This window comes from Anaerotignum sp. (assembly GCF_045122575.1).
Lineage (GTDB): Bacteria > Bacillota > Clostridia > Lachnospirales > Anaerotignaceae > Anaerotignum_A.
The window spans coordinates 1-17936 of record NZ_JBGVHV010000039.1 but is presented as its reverse complement, the minus strand read 5'-3'; the positions used below and the strand labels follow the sequence as shown (position 1 = coordinate 17936).

Annotated in this window: 16 protein-coding genes and 1 other annotated feature; of the genes, 10 read left to right on the top strand and 6 right to left on the bottom strand. The window is 48.0% G+C overall.

Translation table 11 applies throughout. The annotated features are described in order from the left end of the window. A partial coding sequence (locus ACJMLT_RS01630) for a nitroreductase family protein (RefSeq protein ID WP_405725608.1) occupies nt 1-608 on the bottom strand: 608 nt, incomplete at its 3' end. A 256-nt stretch (nt 609-864) separates the two neighbouring features. Between ACJMLT_RS01630 and ftsH the strand changes: the two genes are divergently transcribed. The 8 genes from ftsH (at nt 865) to dusB (ending at nt 8416) form a co-directional block, all read left to right on the top strand. Continuing rightward, the gene (gene ftsH / locus ACJMLT_RS01625; RefSeq protein ID WP_405725605.1) at nt 865-2784 is read left to right on the top strand and encodes an ATP-dependent zinc metalloprotease FtsH; all 1920 of its coding nucleotides are present in this window, start codon (nt 865-867) and stop codon (nt 2782-2784) included. Nucleotides 2785-2811: 27 nt separating this feature from the next. Continuing rightward, complete coding sequence (locus tag ACJMLT_RS01620; RefSeq protein ID WP_405725602.1) at nt 2812-3213, top strand: thioesterase family protein; 402 nt, start codon at nt 2812-2814, stop codon at nt 3211-3213. Nucleotides 3214-3271: 58 nt separating this feature from the next. Then, complete coding sequence (locus ACJMLT_RS01615) at nt 3272-4075, top strand: biotin--[acetyl-CoA-carboxylase] ligase (protein WP_405725599.1); 804 nt, start codon at nt 3272-3274, stop codon at nt 4073-4075. Continuing rightward, complete coding sequence (locus ACJMLT_RS01610; RefSeq protein WP_405725596.1) at nt 4075-4449, top strand: DUF6145 family protein; 375 nt, start codon at nt 4075-4077, stop codon at nt 4447-4449. Before ACJMLT_RS01615 ends, ACJMLT_RS01610 begins: the two co-directional genes overlap by 1 nt. Before the next feature lie 357 nt (nt 4450-4806). Beyond that, nucleotides 4807-5478: an ECF transporter S component gene (locus tag ACJMLT_RS01605; protein WP_405725593.1), complete on the top strand. Its 672-nt coding sequence runs from the start codon at nt 4807-4809 to the stop codon at nt 5476-5478. Between the two features lie 135 nt (nt 5479-5613). Next, on the top strand, nt 5614-6393 hold the full coding sequence (locus tag ACJMLT_RS01600) for a type III pantothenate kinase (protein ID WP_405725590.1): 780 nt from the start codon (nt 5614-5616) through the stop codon (nt 6391-6393). Between the two features lie 15 nt (nt 6394-6408). Beyond that, on the top strand, nt 6409-7176 hold the full coding sequence (locus ACJMLT_RS01595; protein WP_405725587.1) for a type III pantothenate kinase: 768 nt from the start codon (nt 6409-6411) through the stop codon (nt 7174-7176). Between the two features lie 274 nt (nt 7177-7450). Continuing rightward, the gene (gene dusB, locus ACJMLT_RS01590) at nt 7451-8416 is read left to right on the top strand and encodes a tRNA dihydrouridine synthase DusB (protein WP_405725584.1); all 966 of its coding nucleotides are present in this window, start codon (nt 7451-7453) and stop codon (nt 8414-8416) included. A gap of 323 nt (nt 8417-8739) precedes the next feature. Here the strand turns inward: dusB and ACJMLT_RS01585 are convergent, their stop codons facing one another. Next, nucleotides 8740-11268, bottom strand: coding sequence for a heavy metal translocating P-type ATPase (locus tag ACJMLT_RS01585; protein ID WP_405725581.1), 2529 nt, complete (start codon nt 11266-11268; stop codon nt 8740-8742). 191 nt (nt 11269-11459) lie between these two features. Here ACJMLT_RS01585 and ACJMLT_RS01580 point away from each other — a divergent pair, with 191 nt between their 5' ends. Continuing rightward, nucleotides 11460-11939, top strand: a complete 480-nt coding sequence (locus ACJMLT_RS01580) for a pyridoxamine 5'-phosphate oxidase family protein (protein ID WP_405725578.1) — start codon at nt 11460-11462, stop codon at nt 11937-11939. Nucleotides 11940-11981: 42 nt separating this feature from the next. Here ACJMLT_RS01580 and ACJMLT_RS01575 read toward each other — a convergent pair whose 3' ends face one another. The 4 genes from ACJMLT_RS01575 to ACJMLT_RS01560 all read right to left on the bottom strand — a co-directional run bounded on the left by ACJMLT_RS01575 (nt 11982) and on the right by ACJMLT_RS01560 (nt 16774). Next, nucleotides 11982-12776 carry a 3D domain-containing protein gene (locus ACJMLT_RS01575; RefSeq protein WP_405725575.1) on the bottom strand — a complete coding sequence of 265 codons (795 nt, stop codon included), beginning with the start codon at nt 12774-12776 and terminating at the stop codon, nt 11982-11984. A 341-nt stretch (nt 12777-13117) separates the two neighbouring features. After that, nucleotides 13118-13882 (bottom strand): TatD family hydrolase, encoded by a 765-nt coding sequence (locus tag ACJMLT_RS01570; protein ID WP_405725572.1) that lies wholly within the window; start codon nt 13880-13882, stop codon nt 13118-13120. 1 nt (nt 13883) lies between these two features. Further along, entirely contained in the window at nt 13884-15881 is a 1998-nt protein-coding gene (gene metG / locus ACJMLT_RS01565; RefSeq protein ID WP_405725567.1) for a methionine--tRNA ligase, read from the bottom strand. A gap of 47 nt (nt 15882-15928) precedes the next feature. Continuing rightward, nucleotides 15929-16176 (bottom strand) — a binding site (T-box leader). 115 nt (nt 16177-16291) lie between these two features. Continuing rightward, the gene (locus tag ACJMLT_RS01560) at nt 16292-16774 is read right to left on the bottom strand and encodes a hypothetical protein (protein ID WP_405725564.1); all 483 of its coding nucleotides are present in this window, start codon (nt 16772-16774) and stop codon (nt 16292-16294) included. 218 nt (nt 16775-16992) lie between these two features. Here ACJMLT_RS01560 and cls point away from each other — a divergent pair. Beyond that, nucleotides 16993-17936: cardiolipin synthase (cls, locus tag ACJMLT_RS01555; protein WP_405725561.1), on the top strand; the 944-nt coding region annotated here is incomplete at its 3' end.

Genomic DNA, 17936 nt, shown 5'->3' with positions numbered 1-17936 from the left:
CCCTGCGCCTGGGCCATCAGTTCCATGCTGGTCATGGCAAGGGTGCCGTTGACGGGCAGATCGGACAGAACGAGCATACAGATATCTGCGCCACAGAACAGGCGGTCATCTTCGGGATTTGCCAGATAGGCATCATAGAAGATCTGCATGCGGTAAGCGTAGGGATCGGGCACACCCTTTGCCAGTCTTTCCCCCAGACCTTCCCAGACGATTTTCTTGAATTCCTCCAGTTTTTCTTTTACAAGGATATAGGAAACATCCTGTCGGTTGGCGGCAGTAGGGGTATATCTGCCGGCTTCCAGAATATTTTGCATAGATTCCATGGGCACGGATTCTTTTTTGAACTGACGCACACTGCGACGAAACTGCATGAAATGCAGCAGATTTTCGGGATCCATTCTGCAGCTTTCGTCATATTCCCGCACTTCCTCCATGGGGTAGTCGGGCATGGTCACGGCATTTGCAGGGCAGAGGGCAACGCAGTGTCCGCAGCCGAAGCAGTCGCCGGAAACTGCGGCTTTCCCGTCTGTGATCTGCAGTACGCCGAAAAAACAGTCCTTTACACACAGGCCGCAGCCGATACATTTTTTCTGATCGATGGATACCATAATCAAACACCTTCCTCTGTCAAACCATGCAGATCTTTTTTTCAGCATAACACAGGGGGCGGGGGAAGTAAATAGAACAGCAGAAAGATATGATTTTTGAAAAGCTGAAATTGTCGGCTTTTTTTCGTTTTGTGCTGCGAAATCCTTCGTTGCGTTTCCGTATAAAGTATGGTACAATCATATATTGATATGGTCTGATTTTTTCGGGGTAAAGAAATCAGGCGAATAAACATGCAAGAATAAAGGAGGAACGCTCTTGAACAAATATTTTAAATCTTTTGGTCTTTATGCCATCGTGTTTATCATCATTCTGGCGGTTGTTGCCTATACAGGCCCCGGTCTGATGGATCAGCACACACAGACAGCGGCCACAGAGGCTCGTGTTTACAGCGACCTGCTGCAGGAACTGGATGCCAATAATGTGGCATCTGTTGAAGTTTCCAGAAGCACAGAGGTCAGTGACTATGGCGTTGTGGAAGCAAAACTGAAGGATGGCAGCATCATTACGGTGGAAGTACCCAGTATGTCTACCCTGCAGACAAAGCTGGATGAAAAAGCAACGGAAAACGGCTTCCGTATGGAGGTTGGGGAACTGCAGAGAGAAAGTCTGCTCTCTTCCATGCTGCCCTCTCTGGTCATGATGATCATTATGGTCATCATCTTTACTGCCATCTTTAATAAGATGAACGGCGGCGGCAGCAAGATGAGCAATTTTGGCAAAAGCAAAGCCAAAATGAGCGTGGAAGGCGAAACCAAAGTAACATTCGATAACGTAGCCGGCTGTGATGAGGAAAAAGCAGAGCTGGAAGAACTGGTACATTTTCTGAAAGCCCCTCAGAAATTCACAGATCTGGGTGCCCGCATCCCCAAAGGGGTTCTTCTGGTGGGCCCTCCCGGTACAGGTAAAACACTGCTGGCGAAAGCCGTTGCCGGGGAAGCCGGTGTACCTTTCTTCAGTATCTCCGGTTCCGACTTCGTGGAAATGTTTGTCGGTGTCGGTGCATCCCGTGTCCGTGACCTGTTCGAACAGGCAAAGAAAAATTCTCCCAGTATCGTTTTCATCGATGAAATCGATGCTGTTGGCCGTCGCAGAGGCGCCGGTCTGGGCGGCGGTCACGATGAAAGAGAACAGACATTGAACCAGCTTTTGGTTGAAATGGACGGTTTCGGCATCAACGAAAGTGTTATCATCATTGCGGCAACCAACCGTGCAGATATCCTCGACCCCGCGCTGCTGCGTCCAGGTCGTTTTGACAGACAGGTTTACGTTGGCAGACCCGACGTAAAAGGCAGAGAAGCCATCCTGCGTGTACATTCCAAGGGCAAACCCATGGCTCCCGAAGTGGATTTGAAGGTCATCGCCCAGACAACGGCAGGCTTCACCGGTGCAGACCTGGCAAACCTGCTGAACGAAGCAGCCCTGCTGACCGCAAGGGACGGCAAGAAGCTCATCGATATGGAAGAGATCCAGAAGGCTCTCATCAAGATCGGTGTTGGTACAGAAAAGAAAACCAGAGTCATCTCTGAAAAAGAAAAATACATCACAGCATACCACGAAGGCGGTCACGCGATCCTCTTCGAAGTGCTCAGTGAACTGGATCCTGTTCACAGCATCTCCATCATCCCCACAGGTATGGCCGGTGGTTACACCATGCCCCTGCCCAGTGAGGACAGAATGTACATGACAAAAATGATGATGGAACAGGAAATCATTAGCCTGCTGGGCGGCCGTGCGGCGGAAGAACTGGTCATCAAGGATATTACGACAGGTGCTTCCAATGACATCGAAAGAGCAACTGCTTTGGCAAGAAGCATGGTGACACAGTATGGTATGAGCGACATCCTTGGCCCGATCCAGTTTGGCGGCAACAGCAATGAAGTATTCATTGGCCGTGACTGGGGTCAGGAAAGAAACTACGGCGAAAATGTGGCGACAACCATCGACCAGGAAGTAAACCGTATTGTGACAGGCGCTTATCAGGAAGCAAAACGCCTCCTGAAAGAAAATATGGAAATGCTCCATGCTACCGCAAAATTGCTGGTAGAAAAAGAAAAAGTCACAGGGGACGAATTCCGTGCTCTGTTTGACCAGAAGGTGCGCAATGAAATTTTGGGCATCGCAAACGAAGAAGAAACCGAAACACCTGCGGAAACAGTGGAAGGGACTGTGGAATAAGCAGGCAATAAGAGAGGAGAATGGATCATGGATTTCAGCAACATCGTACCCGGCATGACATTTGAAAAAGAATTTATCGTAGAAGAAGGCGATACAGCGGTACACTTCGGTAATGACAGAGTACCCGTATTCGCTTCCCCCAGAATGATCGCTTGGATTGAAGGTACAGCCATCGGCACAGTAGCACCTTTCCTGCCCGAAGGCTGGGAAACAGTAGGTACTTCCTTCAACCTGATGCACATGGCAGCAACACCCGTTGGCATGAAAGTGCGCATCGTGGCAGAAGTAACAGAAGTAAAAGGCAAACTGCTGACATACTCCATTAAAGCTTATGATGAAGTAGACAAGATCTGCGAAGGTACACACGGCCGTGCCATCATCGAACTGAACAAGTTCCTGAGCAAAGTAAACGCAAAAGGCAATAAATAAGAATGTAAGAACGAAAAGGGACTTCGCTGAAGTCCCTTTTTTACAAGGATGGTTCGTCATGCACGCATATAACAGACAGGCATTGGAAAATGCCATAAAAACAGAAAAAATGGGACAGCCCCTGTATTTTTATCCTGAAACGGATACCACCAATGACCGTATTCGGGAACTGGCGCTGGAAGGCGCTCCAGAAGGAACCTTGGCTGTGGCGGAAATGCAGACGGCGGCTCGCGGCAGAAGGGGACGGGCATGGCAGGCACCGGCAGAAAGCGGCGTCTGGATGAGTCTGCTCCTCAGACCCGACATCCCGCCAACACAGGCATCGGTGCTGACCCTTCTGGCAGGGATCGCGCTGGTGGAAGCCATCGAAGATGTGACAGGTATGGAAGCAGGCATCAAGTGGCCCAATGATATCCTGCTGAACGGAAAAAAACTGGTAGGCATCCTGACAGAAATGGATTGTGATATGGAACAGATCCATTCCGTGACCGTAGGCATGGGCATCAATGTGAACACAAAGGCATTTCCCCAAGACCTGCAGGAAATTGCCACCTCCCTGTATCTGGAAAGCGGCAGGGGATTTGACCGTGCAGAGATCGTGGGATGTGTGATGAAGCGATTTGAGGGATTATACGAAGAATTTCTGGAAAAGGGCGGTGTGTTTGCGCCTTTTCAGAAAAGATACCGCGCAAAGTGCCTGAATATGGGAAAAGAAGTCCGTGTCATCGGCAGGGAAACCTATCTGGCTACGGCTTTGGATATTACCCCCGAAGGGGAACTGATCGTAAAAAGAAAGGATAACGGAGCGGAGGAAGTGGTTTTCTCCGGCGAAGTATCTATCCGAGGAGAGGAGAAGGAATAATGGCAAGAAAAGTACTGGCAGCAGCCAATAATAAAGAACAGAAATATTTTATGGAAGAGGAATTCAAATTCCTGCCCGACGCCATCAAGGAAGATCTGAAGAAGATCTGCATTATGATGGCGGAAAAACTAAATTGCACGTTCATGGTTGGTTTTGATGATAACGGCGATGTATATTTCGAAACAGTGAAACACGAAGGCGATTTCGACTTTGATGATATCGGTGCAGAGCTGGAAATCAAACGTCTGCAGAAAGAAGAACTGGAACTGTTCCGTGCCATGGAACTGTGGTATGTAATCTTCTGCACAAAAGAAGGCGAACTGGCGAAGATGGAACTGCAGCGCAGAGCGGCAGAAGAGGGAAAAACCCTGTAAATTCGTGGCTTTTTTAACAAAAAATCATAAAAAAATATTGTAATCTTTGCATTTCTTGTTATAATGTATGTGATTGCGTAAGAATGGCGGAATTATGGGAAACCGATAGCCTGACCCGCAGAAGTGGGCAGGTATACCACACACCCTCCAAAAGGACAGCGCAATGGACAACATTATTCTATCCAAGTCATCTTATATCTTGAAAGCCAAGCCGGAAAGCGGCTATGTGTTTGGCAAGCTTGCTTGCACAAACGCAGAGACATTTGCCGGCTGCACACATGAGTAATCCTGATGGGATTGCGAATGGGAGCACTGGAGGCGAAAGGTAAGAATGAGAATGAAAGGAGTTATTACAAAATGAGCGAAGCAGAAACAAATGTAGTGACATCTGCAGTGAAAGCAGAAACAGTTAGCAAGAAGAAAAAAATGAGTGTCAAAGACCTGACAACTCTGGGTCTTCTGACAGGGATCCTGCTGTTGATGGCATTTACTCCACTGGGATATTTCCATACACTGGGTGTGGATATTTCTCTGATGATGATCCCTGTAGGGATTGGTGCTATGCTGATGGGTCCCAGAGCGGGTGCATGGCTGGGCCTCGTCTTTGGTGCGACAAGTTTTTATCAGGCGGTAACAGGTACATCTGTATTCAGTGCAACACTGTTCAATATCAGTCCTGTAAACACATTCCTGCTGTGTATCCCCACCAGAATGCTGATGGGTTTCCTGACAGGTGTGATCTTCCTGATTGTATCCAAGTTGGATAAGAAGAAAACAGTAAGTTTCTTTGTAGGCGGTTTCTTTGCCGCTTTCCTGAATACGGTTTTCTTTATGGCAACATTGATCCTGCTGTTCTGGAATACAGAATATATTCAGGGTTTCAACACAGCATTCGGCGGTGTAAATCCCTTCCTGTTTGTTGTGATGTTCGTTGGTGTGAATGGTATGCTGGAATGGCCCGCAAGCTGTATCGCAGGCGGTGTGGTTTCCAAAGCGGTCAGCAGAACACTGTACAAAAAAGTAGTATAAAGCGGAGGTTTGTGATCCCTGCTTTATGGTAATACATAAATAAGATAATACATGCGGCGCAGGATGTTCTTGCGCCGTTTCCAATGAGAAGACGCAGTGCGTTTTCCATATATTATCCCGAATAGGAGAAGGCTTATGTTATTGGTAATCGATGTGGGCAATACAAATATGGTTTTTGGCGTCTTCGACGGAGACAAGCTGATCGCAAACTGGCGTCTCTCTACCCAGAGCGGACGTACTGCCGATGAAACAGGTTTAATGATCCGCAATCTGTTTGAATATTCCGATGTTTCCGTCAGGGATATTGAAGCAGTCATTGTTTCTTCCGTTGTGCCAAATGTGATGTATTCCACATTAAACGGCATCAAAAAATTCCTGCAGAAAGACCCGATCGTGGTGCGTGCCGGCATCAAAACGGGCATTAACCTGCGCATGGAAAATCCCAAGGAAATGGGTACCGACCGTATCGTCAATCTGGTGGCGGCCTATGAAATTTATGGCGGCCCTGCCATCGTGGTGGACTACAGCACAGCGACCACCTTTGATGTGGTCAGCGAAAAGGGTGAGTTCCTGACAGGGATCACGGCACCCGGGCTGCAGACCTGCGCCGATGCCCTGTATCAGAAGGCGGCGAACCTGCCGAAATTTGAGATCGTCAGCCCCGGCAGCGCCATCACAAAAAATACGGTGGAAAGCATGCAGGCAGGACTGGTGTTTGGCCATATCGGCGAAGCACAGCATATTATCGATGAGATCAGAAAGCACTTTGCCTGTCCCGATATGAAGGTCATTGCCACGGGCGGTCTGGGCAGAGTGATCCATGAAGAGAAAAAAGGTATTTTTGATGTTTACGACCCTGTTCTTGCATTGAAGGGCCTGCGCCTGATCTATGAAAAGAATAAAGGTCGCCGTTAAATAGGAGGAAAGCAGATGCTTTTGGTAATCGACGTTGGGAACACCAACTTTGTTTTAGGCTTGTATGATGGAGAGGAACTGGTCAACTGCTGGCGAATGACAACCGGCAGCAATCGCACCGCCGACGAAACAGGCATTTTCATCCATGGGCTGTTTGATGCAGCAGGGGTGGATGTGAAAGCGGTGGAAGCGGTCATCATCTCTTCCGTTGTGCCGGATATCATGTATTCCCTGACTCAGGGGATCCGCAAATATTTTAATATTGAGCCAATGATCGTAAGCGTGGGGATGAAAACAGGCATCGTGGTCAAACGGGATGACCCGAAATCCGTCGGTGCCGATCGTATCGTGGATCTGGTGGCAGCCAATGAAATTTACGGCGGCCCTGCCATTGTGATTGACTATGGCACAGCCAATACCTTTGATGTGATCAATGAAAAGAACGAATTTATCACAGGGTTTATCACACCCGGGATCGCTTCCTGCGCCGATGCCCTGTATCAGAAGGCGGCACAGCTGCCAAAGATCGAGATCAAGACACCAAAGTCTATCATTGCGAAGAATACGGTGGACAGCCTACAGGCAGGTCTGGTGCTGGGTCATATCGGTCAGACGAAATATATCATTCAGACATTGCGGGAACAGCTGAATCTGCCGGATATGAAGGTCATTGCCACAGGCGGTCTGGCAAAGGTCATCGACCCCAACAATGAAATTTTTGATGTGCTGGATCCTGTGCTGACATTGAAAGGCCTGCGGATCCTGTACGAAAAGAATAAATAAAATAGAACAGGCAGTTATGCCTGTTTTCTTTTGAGGAGAATAGGGGGAACTTTTTTTTCTTGGGAAAAGTTCCCCCATACCCCCTTCAAAAACCTGCTTGCAGGAACTTTATGAGGGCGTTGCCCTCAAACTCCCACTCACTTTTTGAAAAAAGTGAGCCAAAAACTTTTATTTGCCTGCGGCGCAAAAACGGTAGTTTTTGCAAACGGGGGTACAAGGGAATCATTCCCCTGTCAGGGTTTGGGACAGCGTCCCAAGAAAAAGGAGGTAATTTATGAAAATTGGTAATCTGGAATTAGAAAATAACGTTTTTCTGGCGCCGATGGCCGGGGTCACAGACCTGCCCTTCCGTATCCTCTGCAAGGAAATGGGCTGCGGACTGGTATATTCTGAAATGGTCAGTGCCAAAGGCATTTTATACGATAACAAAAATACAACAGAACTTCTGGAGATCGACCCTAAGGAACGCCCCGTAGCGGTACAGCTTTTTGGCTCCGATCCCGAAATTCTGGGGGCTATGGCGAAAAAGATCGAGACATATCCTATCGATATCATCGACGTGAATATGGGCTGCCCTGCGCCCAAGATCGTAAAAAACGGCGAAGGCTCCTGCCTGATGAAAACACCCGAGCTGGTAGGGAAAATCGTAAAATCTCTAGTGGAAAGCCAGTCCAAGCCTGTGACCATCAAATTCCGTAAGGGGTTTGATGATGACCATATCAATGCGGTGGAAATCGCAAAGATCGCGGAGGCCAACGGTGCATCTGCGGTGGCGGTGCATGGCAGAACCAGAGAACAGTATTACAGCGGCAAGGCGGACTGGGATATCATCAAACAGGTAAAGGCTGCGGTCAATATCCCTGTCATCGGCAATGGTGACGTATTTACTCCTCAGGATGCGAAAAATCTGTTTGAGCATACGGGCTGTGATGCTATTATGGTAGGCCGCGGCGCCCAGGGGAACCCCTGGATCTTCAAACGGATCCTGCATTATCTGGAAACAGGCGAACTGCTGCCCGAACCCACAGGGGAAGAACGAGTGGAAAAAGCCCTGCGTCATGCGCAGATGCTGATCGATTATAAAGGCGAATATATCGGTGTGCGTGAAATGCGGAAGCACATGGCGTGGTATATGAAAGGCATGCCCGGTGCGGCGGAACTGCGCGGCAAACTGAATTATGCGGAAAATATGGCGGAACTGGAGGCTCTCCTGAGCGGTTATCTGGAAAGCCATAGATAAGGAAATAAAAAAGAGATGTTGACTTTTGTCAGCATCTCTTTTTCTATGAGGAAACTTTTTTCACTTGTGAAATGTGAGCACCGCCAAGATAAAGGAGGCGGCGAAGCCGTCTTCCCGAAGGGAAGATGCTTGACAATCCTCAAACTCCTTCAAAAACACGCTTGGGGAAATATTTGCGAGGCCAGCCTCGCGCTCCGCAAACCTTTAAAAAGCTTTGATCCAAACTCTATTTTGCCTTCAGCATGGCAAAAACGAATGTTTTTGCAAATCAGGGTGCAGGGAAATGATTTCCCTGCTGGGTTGTAGGGCAGAGCCCTACGAAATTAAATGATATCTACCACTTCGTAGCCTGCTTCTGTGATAACTTTCACCAGTTCTTCGTCGCTGATTTCTTTGGACAGTTCCACTTCTGCGGATTTGTCTTCCAGAGAAACCGTTGCTTTTACGCCGTCCATTTCATTCAGCACTTTGTCTACTCTGCCTGTGCAGTGGTGGCACATCATACCTTCGATTTTCAGTGTTTTTTTCATCATAATTTCCTCCTTAACCGGAATATTTTCGTTTTCCTTCTTTTCTTCTGCCGGTTTCACAGCAGTATGTGCTGGCTTGAACAGTTTCAGCCGCAGGGCGTTGCTGACCACGAAGAAAGAGCTGCAGCTCATGGCTGCTGCTGCAAACATAGGGTTCAGCTTCCATCCGAAAGCCGTATAGAACAGACCTGCCGCCAGCGGGATGCCGCATACGTTATAGAAGAACGCCCAGAACAGGTTCTGTTTGATATTTCGGATAGTGGCGTGGCTCAGCTGTACTGCCGTCACCGCATCCATCAGGTCGCTCTTCATCAGCACGATATCGGCGGATTCCATGGCAACGTCCGTGCCTGCGCCAATGGCGATGCCTACGTCTGCACGGGTCAGGGCAGGGGCGTCGTTGATGCCGTCGCCGATCATGGCAACTTTTTTGCCCCCTTCCTGCAGACGGCGCACTTCCATTTCCTTATCCTGGGGCAAAACCTCCGCAATGGCTGCGATGCCCAGTTTTTCTGCCATGGCATTTGCCGTACGTTTATTATCCCCTGTCAGCATGATGACGTCAATGCCCATTTGATGAAAGGCATCCACTGCGTCTTTGCTGGTAGGCTTCAATGTATCCGCAAGCCCCAGCACGCCGAGGAATTTTTCGCCTTCCGCGAAGAACAGGGGCGTTTTCCCTTCCTCTGCCAGACGGATGGCTGTTTCTTCGAAGCCCTTCAGGTCAATGTTCCTTTGCTGCATCATGTTCAGATTGCCGCCCAGAATATGCTTGCCGTTCACATCGGCTTCAATGCCCTGACCGGCTGTTGCCAGAAGATTTTCCGCAGCCTGCAGGCTGATTTCTTTTTCCTTTGCGTGATTTACGATGGCTGCCGCCAATGGATGTTCGGATAATGACTCCATGGAAGCCGCCATTCTGAGGAAAGGATTGCGCAGAACGCCGGGGGCGGGCAATACATCTGTGACCACGGGATGTCCTTCTGTCAAGGTGCCTGTTTTATCCAGAACGACCGTGTCGATTTTATGGGCGATTTCCAGACTTTCTGCAGATTTCACCAGAATACCGTATTCTGCACCCTTGCCTGTGCCCACCATGATGGCGGTCGGTGTGGCCAGACCCAAGGCACAGGGGCAGGAAATGACAAGAACGGCAATGCCGATGGACAATGCGAAGGAGAAGGGCTGACCCACAAACATCCATGTCACCGTTGCGAGGATGGCGATGGTAATGACCACGGGCACGAAAATACCGCTGACGGTATCTGCCAGTTTGGCGATAGGGGCTTTGGAAGCGGAAGCTTCCTCTACCAGACAGATGATCTGAGATAATGTGGTGTTACTGCCGATGCGTGTGGCTTCCATTTTAAAGAAGCCTGTCTTATTCACCGTTGCACCGATGACGGTGTCGCCGGTCTGTTTGTCCACGGGAATGGATTCCCCGGTGATGGCGCTTTCATCTACGACGGAAAAGCCCTCGATGATCCTGCCGTCCACGGGGATGGACTGGCCGGGACGTACCACAACGATATCCCCAACAACCACCTGTTCCACGGGGATCTCTGTTTCCCTGCTGTTGCGGAGGACGGTTGCTGTTTTCGGCGCCAGATCCATCAGTTTGCCGATGGCTTCGGAGGTTTTTCCCTTGGAGCGGGTCTCCATGTATTTTCCGACGGTGATGAGGGTCAAAATCATGGCCGCCCCTTCCAGATACAGCTCCATGCCATAATGGTGCGCCATTTCCAGATCACCATGACCTAAATGATAGCCCATGGCATAGATGGCAAAAATACTGTAAAGATAAGACGCCGCGGAGCCGAGGGCAACCAGAGAGTCCATGTTAGGGGCTCTGTTGGCCAGTGCCTGAAAGCCGACTACGAAGAATTTCTTATTGATGATGAGGACGGGCGTTGCCAGCAAGAGCTGGGTCAGGGCGAAAACCATGATGTTTTCGTGACCTGTCAGGATGGCAGGCAGAGGAGCGCCTATCATATGCCCCATGGAAATATAAAACAGGGGGATGAGGAAGCAGAAGGAGGAGAGCAGACGGTGTTTCATGGTCTTCATTTCCTCCAAAGCCACGTTTTTGGGCGGTTCTGCTGCGGTTTTTGCACCCTGCAGGTTTGCGTCGTAACCGCCGCTTCTAACGGCGTTGATGATATCGTCTGTGGTGAGGGAAGCTTCGTCATATTCCACCACCATACTGTTCTGCAAAAGATTTACGCTGACGGAGTCGATGCCTTCCAGTTTCCCCACTGCTTTTTCCACATGGGCAGAGCAGGCGGAACAGGTCATCCCCGTCACGTCGAATTTCTGTTTCAAATCGGAACACCTCCGTTATTTTTCGGTTAGTCGGAGAAAACTCCTGCAGCATAAAGTATAGTCTTTTTTCTGACATAAGTCAACGAAACTGTGGTGCCGCCCCATAGAGATATTTTCTCAAAAAATAGGGATGCTACTCTTTTTAGCGGTCTGTTTTTATGCTAGACTGAGAGCAGATGGGAGGGATCTGTATGAAAGCAGGCAGACCAATGAGAAGACAGGACAGACTGGTTTCCGAAGAAAGAGCCAGAGAGATCATGGAAAAAGCGGAATACGGTATTTTTATCACCGCTGACAAAGAAGGGCAGCCCTATGGCATTGCTGTTTCCCATGTGGTGGATGGAGATAAAGTCTATTTCCACTGTGCCGCTGATGTGGGCAGAAAACTGGACAATATCAGGGAAAACAATAAAGTCTGCATGAATTTTACAGCGAATACTTATGTGGATGAGGAAAAGTATACCCACCGCTATGAAAGTGTTGTGGCGGAAGGTATTGCGAGCATCGTTGAGAACAGGGAGGAAAAATACCATGCCCTGCAGCTGATCGCTGAAAAATACGCCCCTGCATCCTTCAAGGACTCCGATGATTATATCCTGCCGAAAATGGACATCACAGGCGTAGTGCGCGTGGATGTGGAAATGCTTTCGGGGAAAGTAAATGCACGATGAGATCGGAGCAAACAAAAAAGACCACCGTCTGGTGGTCTTTTTTTATTGCAGGATATATACGGGAACGTTTCTTACGCCCCAAGCGAATGCTTCGCCTTTTGTTGCATAGCAAACATCAATGCGGTTGCCTTTGATAGCACCGCCTGTGTCCTGTGCCACTGCTACGCCGTAACCGGGGATGTAAACCTTTGTACCCAGGGGGATCACTCTGGGGTCTACTGCGATCACGCCTTTTTTCGCTGCTGTGCCGGAAGCTGTGATGCCGTTGCAGCCTGCGTCATAGGGTGTGTAGGCAGTTACCTTTGCGTTGATCTGTTTTGTGTAAGCGTGGCCGTCAACCATGCCTGTTGTGCCGTATTCTACGATTTTGTGCTGTACAGGTGTTGTTACCTTTTCTTCTACAAACTTTGTTTCGATCAGTTTGCTGCCGTGGTAAACTTCTTTGCTGATGATGGAAGAAACGCCGTTCTGACCTTCCTGTACCACTTTCTTTTTGCCCATTTCCATTTTAGGGTTGGCACGTTCGATGGTTTTGAAGGGGATTTCCTTTGTTTCTGCCACTGTTTTTTCTGTGACAGATGTCAGAGAAAGAGTCATCATCGCTTCGATGGGATCGCTTTCTTTGGCGTCATTCAAAATATAGTCTGTGTCGATTGTGTTTTCCATATCTTCCAGCAGCTCGCCCACAGTTTCCTTATCTGTGGATACCATTCTGGGAGCACCGTCGATGTTGATTACTACTGATTGCATATTCGCTTTGCTGTAAGCAGATGCTGTTCCGCAGCCGATTACCAATATAAATACTACGATAGCAAATACTCTAAGATGTGTTTTCATTTTTACCTCCTTGAACGAGCCGTACTGCCTTGTGAGTGGGAAAGCAGGGGATTTCGCTCCTGTCGTTATTACATGATAGACATTAGATTTTATGCCTTTTCCCTGTCCCTGAATGGGGGACAGTCGCAGTCGTATTTACACGGGGAGTCGTCACTTCCGCATAATGTTTACGCTTTCAAAATTTGACTGCAAAAAATAAAGACATATCGTTCTGATACATCTTTATTCTTTCTACAGTCAATATATTAACACATTTGTAACAATTACGCAACCTTTTTTAAAAACTTGGTACTATTTCTTCAAAATTTTGTATACAAAAATTACGATTTTACAGCTTTTTGTTACTTCAAAAATAAGGTCTCTGCATTGTTTTTGGTAATTTCGGCTACTTTTTCGGGAGTTACGCCTTTGATTTCAGCAATTTTGTCTACAATATGTTTTAAATTCCTGGAATCGTTTCGTTTTCCCCTGTTTGGTACGGGGGAAAGATAAGGGCAGTCGGTTTCGATCAGGATGCTTTCCAGAGGGATTGCTTCCACCACTTCCACCAGTTTTTTTGCATTGGGGAAGGTGACAACACCGCCTACACCGATGTGGAAGCCCATCTTCACATATTCCTTTGCCATTTCCGCAGAACCGGAGTAGCAGTGGATGGAACCGCGGCGCACCTTGGAGCGTTCGATGATATCGAAGGTATCCTGAGACGCTTCGCGGGAATGGATCACAACGGGAAGACCTGTTTCCTCCGCCAGACGCAGCTGCTGGATGAACCAGAAACGCTGGAATTCGCGGGGGTGAGTGTCATAGTAATAATCCAGACCGATCTCGCCGATGGCAACCACTTTTTTATGTTCGCTCAGTTTTCTCAGCTTATCGATGGTCTGAGAGGACATATCGTAGAGTTCATGGGGATGTACGCCGACGGCAGCGTAGATGTAGTCATATTTATCAGCCATACGTACGCTCATTTCAGAGCTTTTTACGTCGCAGCCGATATTGATGATATGACTTACCCCACAAGCAGGGAGAAGCTCCCGAAGGAGCTCCTCTCTATCTTCTCTGAATCTCTTGTCGTCGTAATGAGCGTGGGATTCAAAATATTTCATATTAGCTGATTGCGCTGCCGCTTTCAAAGTTTTCGTCCAGTGTTGTCAGGATAGACAGTTTGCCGTCGCTGTCTTCTGCACACAGGATCATACCCTGGCTGATTTCGCCCATCATTTTTCTGGGAGCCAGATTGTAAGCAACTACTACGCGTTTGCCAACCAGTTCGCCGGGGGCATAGCTGCCTTTGATGCCGGAGAAGATCACTCTTTCTTCGTCACCGAATTTTACTACGTTTCTCAGCAGTTTTTTGGATTTGGGAACTTCGTTGGATTCGATTACTTCGCCCACTTTCAGCTGAACCTTGCAGAAGTCATCGATGGAGATTTCTGCGGGATATTCGGGTTCTTCGTGAGCAGGAGCTTTCGCTTCTTCTTTCTTAGGTTCTTCTTCTTTTTTAGGCTGGTTTGCGATGGATGTTGCCTGAGATGCTTTGATTGCAGCTTCCAGTTCAGCCAGTTCTTTTTTCATATCGATACGAGGGAACAGTGTTTCACCTTTCTGAACAGCCAGTTCAGCAGGCAGAACACCCCATGTTTTTGTTGTTTCCCATTCTGTTGCTTCTGCGGGAATGTTCAGCTGTTCCCAGATTTTTGCGGGAGTCAGAGGCATGAAGGGCTGGATCAGGATGGAAACGATACGGATCGCTTCTGCAACGTTGTACAGTGCGTTTGCCAGTTCGCCTTTTTTCGCTTCATCTTTGCACAGTACCCAAGGCTGTGTTTCGTCGATATATTTGTTTGTTCTGCGGATCAGGTTCCAGATTTCAACCAGAGCGTCGGAGAACAGCATGTTATCCATTTTGTCTTCCACAACGGGGATCACGGATGCTGCCATTGCTTTCAGGTCTGCATCGAATTCGGATTCCACTCTGTCTGCGGGCAGTTTGCCGCCGAAGTATTTTTCGATCATACCGCATGTTCTGGAAACCAGGTTACCCAGGTCGTTTGCCAGGTCGGAGTTGATTCTCTGGATCAGGGATTCGTTTGTGAAGTTGCCGTCCTGACCGAAAGCGATTTCTCTCAGCAGGAAGTAACGGATGGCATCTACGCCGTATTTTTCGCACAGAACAACGGGGTCAACTACGTTACCCACGGATTTGGACATTTTGCCGCCGTTGATAACCAGCCAGCCGTGACCGAATACTTTTTTAGGCAGAGGCATATCCATAGCCATCAGCATTGCGGGCCAGATGATTGCGTGGAAACGAACGATTTCCTTACCTACAACGTGAACATCTGCTGGCCAGTATTTCTGGTAGTCTTCATCGTGATCTGTACCCCAGCCCATCGCTGTTACGTAGTTGGACAGTGCGTCGATCCATACATATACGATATGATTGGGATCGAAGTCTACAGGTACGCCCCATTTGAAGGATGTACGGGAAACACACAGATCTTCCAGACCGGGTTTCAGGAAGTTTGCGATCATTTCGTTCTGACGTGTGTTGGGCTGCAGGAATTCAGGATTTTCTTCATAATATTTGATGATTCTGTCGCCGTATTTGGAAAGTCTGAAGAAGTAGCTTTCTTCTTTCAGCAGTTCAACGTCACGGCCGCAGTCGGGGCATTTGCCGTCTTTCAGCTGTGTTTCTGTGAAGAAGGATTCACAGGGTGTGCAGTACCAGCCTTCGTAGGAAGATTTGTAGATATCGCCTTTGTCATACAGCGCTTTGAAGATTTTCTGTACAGCGGCAATGTGGTAATCGTCTGTAGTACGGATGAATCTGTCGTAGGAAATTTCCATCAGTTTCCACAGGTCTTTGATGCCTGCTACAACCTTGTCTGTGTATTCCTTGGGTGTCATGCCCTGGCCGTTTGCGATTCTTTCGATTTTCTGGCCGTGTTCGTCTGTACCTGTCAGGAACATAACGTCATAGCCGCGCAGTCTTTTGTAACGAGCCATTGTGTCAGTTGCTACTGTGCAGTAGGAATGACCGATGTGCAGTTTATCACTGGGGTAGTAAATGGGTGTGGTAATATAGAATTTTTCTTTTGCCACGATAATCTCTCCTTTGTCTGTAAACTTAAAAAGTCCGCCCTCTCTTGCGAAAGGACGGACATATTTGCCGTGTTACCACCTAACTTCGTTTTTCCCTCGCGGAAAAAACCTCGGCGAGTAAATGAAATTTACTCCATCTCTGTAACGGGAGAACCCGCCGCAGCCTAGTATCTGTGCAGACATTTGGTGCGAAGCTCCAAGGCCATCTTCGGTGATTCTTCTGCGCCCCTTTCCAGCTGCCGGGGCTCTCTGTCAGCAGAAGGAGATCACGTACTCTCCTTTTCATAGCTGTTTTCCTAATAAAAAATATTCTACTATAGTTTCTCCGTTTCTGTCAACGGATACAGGGAAAAAAGGGGAATATAAAAGGAAAGAAAAAACCCATCCGAAAGGATGGGCTGCAAATTTTTTTATTTGTTTGCTTTTTCTTTTGCTTTTTTGGATTCTTTCTGCATTGTGCGAGTTGCGCTTGCAGCGATTTTTTCGCCAAAAGTTTTTTTCTTTTTGTCTTCCAGGTTCATGCCTGTGATACCAACGATGTACATGCCTGCCAGTTCTACTTTTACGTTTTTCTTTACGGGCATTACGTTGTATACGGGTTTGTCACACATCAGTGTAACGATCTGGGGACCAACCTTAGCGCGTACCAGGAAAGCTTTTTTCGCTTTTGCCTTTTTGGGCAGCTGATCAAAAACTGCTTTGGGCATGTTGGATGCGGAAGGTTTTTCATTTCTCTTGTCGATCACGAAGATCTGTACAGTCTGACGGTTTGCGTCGATGAAATCCTGTGCCTGAATCATCTGGCCCATCGCCTTTCTGTTCATGCGGTAAGCGAAGAAAATGCCGATTGCCAGCAGGACAATGATGATGATCATAATATCAGAAGCGTTCAAAATAGTTCCTCCTTTATAAAAGCGTGTAAAACAGAGTGTTCCACAGATATTTTTTCACGTCAAACTATTTTACCATCGATTTTCCATTTAGGGAAGGGAAAATAATGATTTTTTTCGATTTTTTTCATAAAAAGGGCGGTTGCAACGGCCTTTTAATGGGGGTATACTAAAAAAATGAAGAAAATTTTGTTTTTTGTACAGAAGAAAGGAGGAGGGATATGGCAGACAGTTTTCTCAACGGGCTGATCTTGATCGGATTGATCATTCTGGTGGGTAATATTATCCTGTCAGGGCTGATCGTGTTCTTTGAACGCAGAAATCCCTCCAGCACATGGGCTTGGCTGCTGGTTCTGCTGTTTGTTCCGGTGCTGGGCTTCTTTATCTATATGGTTTTCGGGCGCAACAGCAGGCGAGAGAAAATGTTTCTGAAAAAGGAAGAATATGACCGCTCTGTTTACCATAACGATGTGGAATCGGTGCGGAAAAACAGGGAACAGAAACAGCTTATCCGCAATCATGAGCATCTGGTAGACAATACCTATGTGACAGATCTGATCCATATGCACCTGAACAGCGGCAGCTGGCTGACCTTTAATAATAAGATTGATTATTTTAATAACGGACAGGATAAATTCGATGCGCTGATCGAAGATATCCGTAATGCCAAAAAGCATATCCATCTGGAATATTATATCTGGCGGGGAGATGAGCTGGGCGCCCGTCTGGTGGAAGAACTGACAAAAAAGGCGGCGGAGGGTGTGGAAGTCCGCGTGCTGTATGACGGCATTGGTAATTCCCTTCTGCCTTCCTATTTCTTTGATAACCTGCGGGAAGCCGGCGGCTATACGGCGGCCTTTCTGCCTCGTTTCATCGTGCGTTTGAATTACCGCAACCACCGTAAACTGGCTATCATCGACGGCAAAATCGGCTATATCGGCGGTTTTAACGTGGGGGATGAATATCTGGGCATCACCAAGCGATATGGCCCCTGGAGAGATACCCATCTGCGGTTTCAGGGCGATGCCGTGGATCAGATGCAGATGCGTTTTATCAAGGACTGGAATTTTACATCGAAAAAGGGAAAAGCGCAGATCAGCGAATATTATTTCCCTGCCAGAGAGCAGTTCGACGGGGTGGCGACCCAGATCGTTTCCAGCGGCCC